Source organism: Kitasatospora sp. NPDC059803, assembly GCF_042732255.1.
Taxonomy (GTDB): domain Bacteria; phylum Actinomycetota; class Actinomycetes; order Streptomycetales; family Streptomycetaceae; genus Kitasatospora.
The window spans coordinates 19,842-28,129 of record NZ_JBHWIJ010000089.1 but is presented as its reverse complement, the minus strand read 5'-3'; the positions used below and the strand labels follow the sequence as shown (position 1 = coordinate 28,129).

7 protein-coding genes are annotated in these 8,288 nt (G+C 74.4%); 2 read left to right on the top strand and 5 right to left on the bottom strand.

Annotation, left to right across the window (positions count from 1 at the left end; translation table 11 throughout):
• Positions 1-45: 45 nt before the first annotated feature.
• Positions 46-645: a biotin transporter BioY gene (locus ACFV6I_RS16845; RefSeq protein WP_380425975.1), complete on the bottom strand. Its 600-nt coding sequence runs from the start codon at positions 643-645 to the stop codon at positions 46-48.
• A 277-nt stretch (positions 646-922) separates the two neighbouring features.
• Between ACFV6I_RS16845 and ACFV6I_RS16840 the strand changes: the two genes are divergently transcribed.
• On the top strand, positions 923-2,338 hold the full coding sequence (locus tag ACFV6I_RS16840; RefSeq protein ID WP_380425973.1) for an amino acid permease: 1,416 nt from the start codon (positions 923-925) through the stop codon (positions 2,336-2,338).
• A 63-nt stretch (positions 2,339-2,401) separates the two neighbouring features.
• On the opposite strand, the gene ACFV6I_RS16835 is transcribed toward ACFV6I_RS16840, so the two are convergent.
• On the bottom strand, positions 2,402-3,034 hold the full coding sequence (locus ACFV6I_RS16835; protein ID WP_063347578.1) for a DsbA family protein: 633 nt from the start codon (positions 3,032-3,034) through the stop codon (positions 2,402-2,404).
• A 225-nt stretch (positions 3,035-3,259) separates the two neighbouring features.
• Between ACFV6I_RS16835 and pepN the strand changes: the two genes are divergently transcribed.
• A complete protein-coding gene (gene pepN / locus ACFV6I_RS16830; protein WP_380425970.1) occupies positions 3,260-5,824 on the top strand; it encodes an aminopeptidase N in 2,565 nt (854 codons plus the stop codon).
• A gap of 217 nt (positions 5,825-6,041) precedes the next feature.
• Here the strand turns inward: pepN and ACFV6I_RS16825 are convergent, their stop codons facing one another.
• From ACFV6I_RS16825 to ACFV6I_RS16815, 3 genes are all read right to left on the bottom strand, one after another.
• A complete protein-coding gene (locus tag ACFV6I_RS16825; protein WP_380370092.1) occupies positions 6,042-6,458 on the bottom strand; it encodes a hypothetical protein in 417 nt (138 codons plus the stop codon).
• Positions 6,459-6,461: 3 nt separating this feature from the next.
• Entirely contained in the window at positions 6,462-7,016 is a 555-nt protein-coding gene (locus ACFV6I_RS16820) for a universal stress protein (RefSeq protein WP_380425968.1), read from the bottom strand.
• 337 nt (positions 7,017-7,353) lie between these two features.
• Positions 7,354-8,288 (bottom strand): sensor histidine kinase (locus tag ACFV6I_RS16815; RefSeq protein WP_380425966.1); only part of this gene is annotated, 935 nt, incomplete at its 5' end.

The window sequence follows — 8,288 nt, the reverse complement described above, 5'->3', positions numbered from 1 at the left end:
TGCCATGAGTGTGGCATGCGCGTGCGCCCGGGCCCGGCAGGGGGCTCACCGCTTCGCGGCGAGCTTCCAGACCAGCGGCAGGGCGCCGGCCGCGAGGACGGCCTTCAGGGCGTCGCCGACCAGGTACGGGTAGAGGCCGAGCTCGGCCGCCCGGGCGAGCGGGACGTGCAGCGACAGGGCCAGGTACGGGACGCCGACCGCGTAGATGGCGAGGCTGCCGAGGACCATGGTGACGGCGGTGTTCACCGGGCTCCGGTCGGCGCCGCGGCGGGCCAGCTCGCCGGTCAGGCCGGCCGCCAGGACGAAGCCGAGCACGTAGCCGAGCGAGGGCATCGTCCAGCCGGAGGTGCCCTCGGCGAACCAGGGCATCCCCGCCAGGCCGGCCAGCAGGTAGAGGACGAGCGAGGCGATGCCGCGGCGGGCGCCGAGCGCGGTGCCGACCAGCAGGGCGGCGAAGGTCTGGCCGGTGACCGGCACCGGCGAGCCGGGGACGTTCACCGACAGCTGGGCGGCCACGCCGGTCAGGGCGGCGCCGCCGGCCACCAGGGCCAGGTCGCGGGCCTGGGCGCCGAGGCGGGTGGTGGCGGCGGGCAGCAGGTCGGCGAGGACGGCGCGGCGCGGTATCGGGGTGGTGGCAGTGGCCATCGGGGGTCTCCTGTGGGGTGCTCAGGTGAGTGAACACCTGTGAACCTACGTGGTGATCCACTACGCCACCGCCACGGTTTCGGACAAAGCCCCGCCCTCGGCCGTTGTCGGAACCGGCCCATTTCAGCCCATAACGACGCTGTGTCACTGGTCGACCCCGCCTCGTCACCGCGTGGTCCGCATGGTGGGCCTGAGGTCCCCGCTCTTGGCATGAACAGAGGTGTCGCCGGATATTGGACAGCTCATGCCGCATTCCGCAAAGTCTGGATCCAGCCCTATGGCCCCCACCTCCGCGCCCAAGGCGTCCGGGACCACCGACGCCGACGGTGCCCCGGCCACCGGCCAGCAGCTCGCGCACGGCCTCAAGCAGCGCCACCTGTCGATGATCGCGCTGGGCGGGGTGATCGGCGCGGGCCTGTTCGTCGGCTCCGGCGCCGGCATCGCGGCCGCCGGTCCGGCGATCATCCTGGCGTTCACCCTCTCCGGCCTGCTGGTCATGCTGATCATGCGGATGCTCGGCGAGATGTCGGCCGCCCGCCCCGCCTCCGGATCGTTCTCGGTGCACGCCGAGAAGGAGATCGGCCCCTGGGCCGGGATCACGGCCGGCTGGATGTACTGGGTGATGCTGTGCTGCGGCGTCGCCGCCGAGGCCACCGCCGCCGGGAAGATCGTCAACGGCTGGGTGCCGGGCGTCTCCTCCTGGGTCTGGGTCGGCCTGTTCATGGTCTTCTTCTGCGCCAGCAACCTGACCGCGGTGAAGAACTTCGGCGAGTTCGAGTTCTGGTTCGCCGCCATCAAGGTCGCCGCGATCATCGCCTTCCTGGTCCTCGGCGGCCTCGGCATCGCCGGAGTGATCGGCCCCGGCGCCCCCGGCGCGACCAACCTGACCGGCCAGGGCGGCTTCCTGCCCACCGGGGTCAGCGGGCTGATCGTCGGCCTGCTCGCCTCCGTCTTCGCCTACGGCGGGCTGGAGACCGTCACCATCGCCGCCGCCGAGTCCGACGACCCCCGCAAGAACGTCACCAACGCGGTGCGCACGGCGGTGTGGCGGATCGCGATCTTCTACATCGGCTCGATGGCCCTGGTCGTCACCCTGGTCTCCTGGAAGGACCCGGCGGTGGTCACCGACGGCCCGTACGTCACCGTGCTGCGGCACCTCGGGGTGACCGGCGCCGGGACGATCATGGAGGTGGTGGTGCTGATCGCGCTGCTCTCCGCGATGAACGCCAACATCTACGGCGCCTCCCGAATGGCGTACTCGCTGGTCGGCCGCGGCCAGGGCCCCCGGGCGCTGGCCAAGGTCTCCGGCGGGGTGCCGCGCCGGGCCGTGCTGGCCTCCTGCCTGTTCGGCTTCGGCGCCGTGCTGGCCGCCAAGTTCTGGCCGGAGACCGTCTTCACCTGGCTGATGAACACCACCGGCGTGGCCATCCTGGTCGTCTGGCTGTTCATCTGCCTCGTCCAGCTGCGGATGCGCCGCCGGCTGGAGCGCGAGGCACCCGAACTGCTCACCGTGAAGATGTGGGGCTACCCGTACCTGACCTGGATCGCGATGGCCGCCGTGGCCGGCATCCTCGCCCTGATGACCACCACCGAGGGCAACCGGCAGCAGCTGTACGCGGCCGGGGTGCTGGTCGCGCTGCTGAGCGCCGCCGGCCTGGTCAAGCAGCGGCGGGACGCGGCCGCCGCCCGCTGACCCCGGCACGCACGAGGGCCCGGTACCGCCAGCCACGGTACCGGGCCCTTCGCGCACCCCGCGCTACTCGAAGGACGGGCCCGCCGTACGGGTCCGCTTGATCTCGTAGAAGCCCGGGGTGGAGGCCACCAGCAGGGTGCCGTCCCAGAGCCGAGCCGCGGCCTCGCCCTTCGGGGCCGGGGTGACCACCGGGCCGAAGAAGGCGACCCGCTCGCCGTCCACTCCCTCCACCGCGATCACCGGGGTGCCGACGTCCTCGCCGACCAGGGTGATGCCCTCCTTGTGCGAGGCGCGCAGGGCCTCGTCGTACGCGTCCGTGTCGGCCGCGTCCGCCAGCTCCGCGGGCAGCCCGGCGGCCACCAGCGCCGCCTCGACCGTCTCCCGGTTCTGCGGCAGGCCCTGGTTGTGGAAGCGCAGGCCCAGCTCGGTGTAGAGCCGGCCCAGCACCTCGTCGCCATGCGCCTGGGCGGCCGCTATGCACACCCGCACCGCGCCCCAGGCGTTGTCCAGCAGCTCGCGGTAGTTCTCCGGGAGGTCGCGGTCCTCGTTCAGCACCGACAGGCTCATCACGTGCCAGTTCACGTCCACCGGACGCAGCTGCTGCACCTCGATCAGCCAGCGGGACGTCATCCACGCCCACGGGCAGGCCGGGTCGAACCAGAAGTCGGCGGTCTTGCGCTCAGCGGCAGTCGTCACGGCTGTCGTCCTTCGTGAGGTGATGACGAGGCAGGCAGGCGTGCCACCCCGACCCGTCAACACCCGCCCGCCGCCGCTGATTCCGGCCCCGCCGGGACGGCCTGTGCAATGGTACCGGCGAGGGAGGGCGTGAAAGGATGCCCCTGCGGAGCGCGGCACACCGCGCGCCGAGACCGCACCACCCACAGACGCACCACCGTGCGAGCCGGACAAAGGAGTACCGCCGTGCCGGGCAAGAACCTGAGCCGCGACGAAGCGCAGCAGCGGGCCAGCATCCTGGCCGTGGAGGGCTACCAGGTCCGGCTGGACGTGACCTCCGCCCCCGATCCGGCGGCCGCCACCTTCCGCTCCACCACCACCGTCACGTTCCGCTGCTCCCGGCCCGGCGCCGCCACCTTCCTCGACCTGCTCGCCCCCGCCGTCCACGCCGTCACCCTCAACGGCCGCGCGATCGACCCGGCCACCGCCTACGACGGCGCCCGGGTGCACGTCGACGGCCTCGCCGCCGAGAACGTCCTCACCGTCGAGGCGGACTGCGCCTACAGCCGCACCGGCGAGGGCCTGCACCGCTTCACCGACCCGGTGGACGGCGAGACGTACCTCTACACCCACTACGAGCCGGCCGACGCCCGCCGGGTCTTCGCGACCTTCGAACAGCCCGACCTGAAGGCCCCGTTCGGCTTCACCGTGACCGCCCCCGCCGCCTGGGACGTCTGGTCCAACGCCGTCCACGACAAGGTCACCGAGGAAGGCACCGCCCGCACCTGGGAGTTCGCGCCGACCCAGCCGATCTCCAGCTACCTCACCGCCGTCGTGGCCGGCCCCTACCACGTCGCCCGCGACCACTACAGCCGCGGACTCGCCGACGGCACCACCCTGGAGATCCCGCTCTCCGCGATGTGCCGCAAGTCCCTCGCCCAGTACTTCGACGCGGACGAGATCCTCGGCGTCACCAAGCTCGGACTCGACTTCTTCCACGAGGAGTTCGACTACCCGTACCCCTTCGGCAAGTACGACCAGGCGTTCGTCCCCGAGTACAACATCGGCGCCATGGAGAACCCCGGCTGCGTCACCTTCCGCGAGGAGTTCGTCTTCCGCTCGAAGGTCACCGACGCCGCCTACGAGGGCCGCGCCAACGTCATCCTGCACGAGATGGCGCACATGTGGTTCGGCGACCTGGTCACCATGCGCTGGTGGGACGACCTGTGGCTGAAGGAGTCCTTCGCCGACTTCATGGGCTCCTACGGCCTGATCGGCGCCCGCACCCGGTACTCCTCCGCCTGGGTCACCTTCGCCAACCAGCGCAAGGCCTGGGCCTACCGGCAGGACCAGCTCCCCACCACCCACCCGATCACCGCCGACATCCGCGACCTCGAGGACGCCAAGCTCAACTTCGACGGCATCACCTACGCCAAGGGCGCCGCCGTCCTCAAGCAGCTGGTCGCCTACGTCGGCTCCGAGGCCTTCTTCGAGGGCGCCCGCCACTACTTCAAGCGCCACGCCTTCGGCAACACCGAACTCGGCGACCTGCTGGACGTCCTGGAGGAGACCAGCGGCCGCGACCTCAAGGCCTGGGCCGCCGCCTGGCTGCAGACCGCCGGGGTCGACTCGCTCACCCCGCAGGTGACCACCGACGCCGAGGGCCGGATCACCGAACTCGCCGTCCTCCAGGACGGGACGGTGCTGCGCCCGCACCGGATCGCGATCGGCCTCTACGACCGGGACGCCGACGGCTCCCTGGTGCGCACCGAACGGATCGAGCTCGACGTCACCGGCAACCGCACCGTCGTCGCCGAGGCCGCCGGCCGCCCCCGCCCCGCGCTGGTGCTGCTCAACGACGACGACCTCACCTACTGCAAGATCCGCTTCGACTCCGAGTCCCTGGAGACCCTGCGCACCGGCCTCGGCGACATCCACGACGAGCTGGCCCGGGCACTCGCCTGGTCCGCCGTCTGGAACCTCACCCGGGACGGCCTGATGCCGGCCCGCGACTACGTCGCCCTGGTGCTGCGCTTCGCCGGCCAGGAGGGCAACATCGGCGTGCTGCAGTCGCTGCACGCCCAGGCCAAGACCGCCGTCGACCTGTACGCCGACCCGGCCTGGCGCGGCGAGGGCGGCCGGCAGCTGGCCGACGGCGCCCTGCGCGAACTGCGCGAGGCCGTCCCCGGCAGCGACCACCAGCTGGCCTGGGCCCGCTTCCTCGCCCAGACCGCGGGCGGCGCCGAGCACCTCGGCCTGGTCCGCGGCCTGCTGGCCGGCAGCGCCCGGATCGACGGCCTGGACGTCGACCAGGAGCTGCGCTGGTCGCTGTGGCTGGCGCTGGCCGCCGCCGGCCAGGCCGGCGACGAGGAACTGGCCGGGGAGCTGGCCGCCGACAACACCGCCAGCGGCAAGCGCCAGTACACCCAGTGCCTGGCCGCCCGGCCCACCGCGGAGGCCAAGGCCGCCGCCTGGTCGGCCGTGGTCGACTCCGACGAACTGCCGAACGCCCTGGTCGAGGCCCAGATCGCGGGCTTCGCGCTGCCCGCCCACCGCGACCTGACCGCGCTCTACGCGGCGCCCTACTTCAAGCTGCTGGAGCGGGTCTGGGCCGAGCGGACCATCGAGATCGCGATGCGGATCGTCAGCGGGTTCTTCCCGCGCGCGCAGACCAGCGAGCAGACCCTGGCCGAGGCCGACGCCTGGCTGGACGGCCACCCGCAGGCCGCGCCGGCGCTGCGCCGCCTGGTCCTGGAGTGCCGCGACGACCTGGCCCGCGCGCTGCGGGCGCAGGCCTGCGACCGGGCCTGACACAGGCGTGAAGGGGCCCGCCGTGCGGACACGGCGGGGCCCCGCGGGGCGGGGGGGCCCGGCTGTCCCACCGGCCACCGCTCCGCCGCCACGGCGCCGCGCGCCTCCTACCTGTTTTCCACCGGTTGCCGAGGGTTCCGGAGTACCGGCCGGAGCCCTGGTCTCGGCGTGGTCCGCCCGCCGGCCCGAAGGCCGGTGAGGGACCGTCTGTGGGGTTTCACCCGAGTTGGTCGAGGCGCAGCCGCGCCACCCGGACCGTCCGGCGCGGCAGGGTGGTGGGCAGGGCCACCAGCAGGGCGGTGGCGGTGAACATCGCGAAGTGCGAGCCCTCCGGCCAGGGCCCGGCCCAGCCCAGTTCGCCGTGCCGGTGCTCGGCGAAGGCGTTGCAGCACAGCCAGGCCGCCAGTCCGATCAGCGGCGCCGCCCGGGGCCGGGAGAAGCCGCCGAGGATCGCGCACAGGCCGAGGTAGGCGACGTAGGCGAGCCCACCGGAGTGCAGTTCGCCGAGCCCGCCGAGGCCCATCGCCAGGACTCCGCCGGCGAGCAGGGCCACCGTGCCCGAGGTCGGGGCGGAGAGCCGCTCCAGGACCGGGTGGTAGCGCCGCCCGCCCGGCCGGGCCGCGTACATCCGCACGCCCTACCCCTTCGCGGCGACGAGTTCGGGCGCCGGGCCGACCGGCAGGTGCCACCGGGTGCGCCGGTGCAGCGCCTCCAGCTCGTGCAGCAGCTCGGGCACCGGGACGGTCAGCACCGGGCAGCCCGCCTCGCGCGCGCAGTGCGCCGTGACCGAGCGCCGCAACCGGCGCCGCAGCAGACTGCCACTCTGGCCGAGAACCAGCAGGTCGTCCGGCCGGTCGGCGGCCTGGACGAGGGCGGGCCCGGTCTCGCCCCTGATCACCAGCGGGCGCAGCGGCACGCCGGGGTCGGCGCCGCCGAACGCCGCGTCGAGGGCGTCCCGCAGCCGCTGTTCGGCCGCCTCCCGCACCGCCGCGAGCAGCGGCGGGCACGGCGAGCGGCGGTAGCCGAGTTCGCCGCCGGGCGGCTCCCAGGCGAGTACCGGGACGAGTTCGGCGCCACGGCTGCGGGCTTCCGCCACGCCGCGGTGCAGGGCGCCGAGGCTGCCGAGCGATCCGCTGACCCCGACCACCACCCTGCCGGTGCCGCTGCCCTGGTACCGCCCGTTGCCGTGCATGGTCCGTCCTCGCGTCGTCGTTCCGGTACCCGGCGTGTCGCCCGGTGTGTCACCTGGCGCGTCACCTGGTGTGTCGTCCTCCACCCAACCGCCGCGCCAGCCGCCCGCCGCCCGTCCTTGACGCCTTCCTGACGCCCCGGGCCGCCTTCCCAACGCGCTCCATACGCCGACCGCCCGCCTGCCTCCCGCCGACACCTGGTTTCACCCGTTCGGCGAAGGCCGGAGGCGGGAGGCGGCGCGGCGGGAGGCGGGAGATGGGAGGCCGCGCGGCGGGAGCCGGAAGCCGCGCGGTGGCGCGACGGCCCGGATGCCGGATCGAGGGCGATCAGCCGTGGCGTCAGGCCGGGGCGCGGGCGAGGTCGAGGGTGTAGGCGGTGCCGCCGGCGGGGGACGGTTCGACGGTGAGCTCGCCGTTCATCGCCTCGACGAAGCCCCGCGCCACGGTGAGGCCGGTGCCGTCGGCGGCCGGGCCGGGGGCCCTCACCCGGAGGTGGATCCGCCCGGCCACCGCGCCCGCGTCCACCAGGGCGGGCGTGCCGGCCCCCGCCAGGACGACCGCGAGGGCGCGTTCCAGCAGCCCGGCGTCGGCGAGCACGGGCGGCAGGCCGTCCGGGAGCGCGAGGCGCACGTCGCGCTGCTCATCGCGCTGCTCGCCGCTCTGCTCGGCGGGCGAGGCGGGCAGGGCGGGCAGGGCGGCCAGCGCGGCGGCGAGCACCGGGGCCAGCGCCGTGGGGCGCAGCAGCACCGGTTGCTCGCCGGCCCGCAGCCGGTCGAGGTCCAGCAGGTCGGCGACCAGACGTTCCATCCGCCGTACCTCGGCGGCGATCCGCCGCCCCGGCGGCCCCGGCAGGTCGGCGGCCTCGCGGCGCAGCGCGGCGAGCGGGGCGCGCAGGTCCTGTCCGACGGCCTCCAGCAGTGCGGTGTGCAGGGCGTCGGTGTGGGCGAGGGTCTCGGCGGCGGCGGCCTGGGCGGCCAGCCGTTCGCGTTCCCGGGCCAGTCGCAGCTGGGTGACGTAGGGGCCGAGCAGTCGGGTGTCCTGCTCGGTGAGCGCCGGTCCGCGCAGGGCCAGGACGGCGTCCGGGCCGAGGTCGACGGCGAGCGAGGCCTCTTCGGGGCGCTGCGGGAGGGCGGTGCCGGAGGCGGCGGTGGGGCGCCAGAACCGGCCGGTGCGGACCAGGACGAGGGCGGCCGCCCGGCCGCGCCCCGGGCGCCGGGCGGGGCGGAGGGGGGGGCCGGCGCGGGGGGCGGGGTCGGGCGCGGCGCCCGCGCCCC

Excerpts from the sequence above, each read along its gene's own strand:
- ACFV6I_RS16820 (WP_380425968.1), bottom strand. The coding sequence starts at position 7,016 with ATGCACGGCAACGGGCGGTACCAGGGCAGCGGCACCGGCAGGGTGGTG.
- ACFV6I_RS16840 (WP_380425973.1), top strand. The coding sequence starts at position 923 with ATGGCCCCCACCTCCGCGCCCAAGGCGTCCGGGACCACCGACGCCGAC.
- ACFV6I_RS16845 (WP_380425975.1), bottom strand. The coding sequence starts at position 645 with ATGGCCACTGCCACCACCCCGATACCGCGCCGCGCCGTCCTCGCCGAC.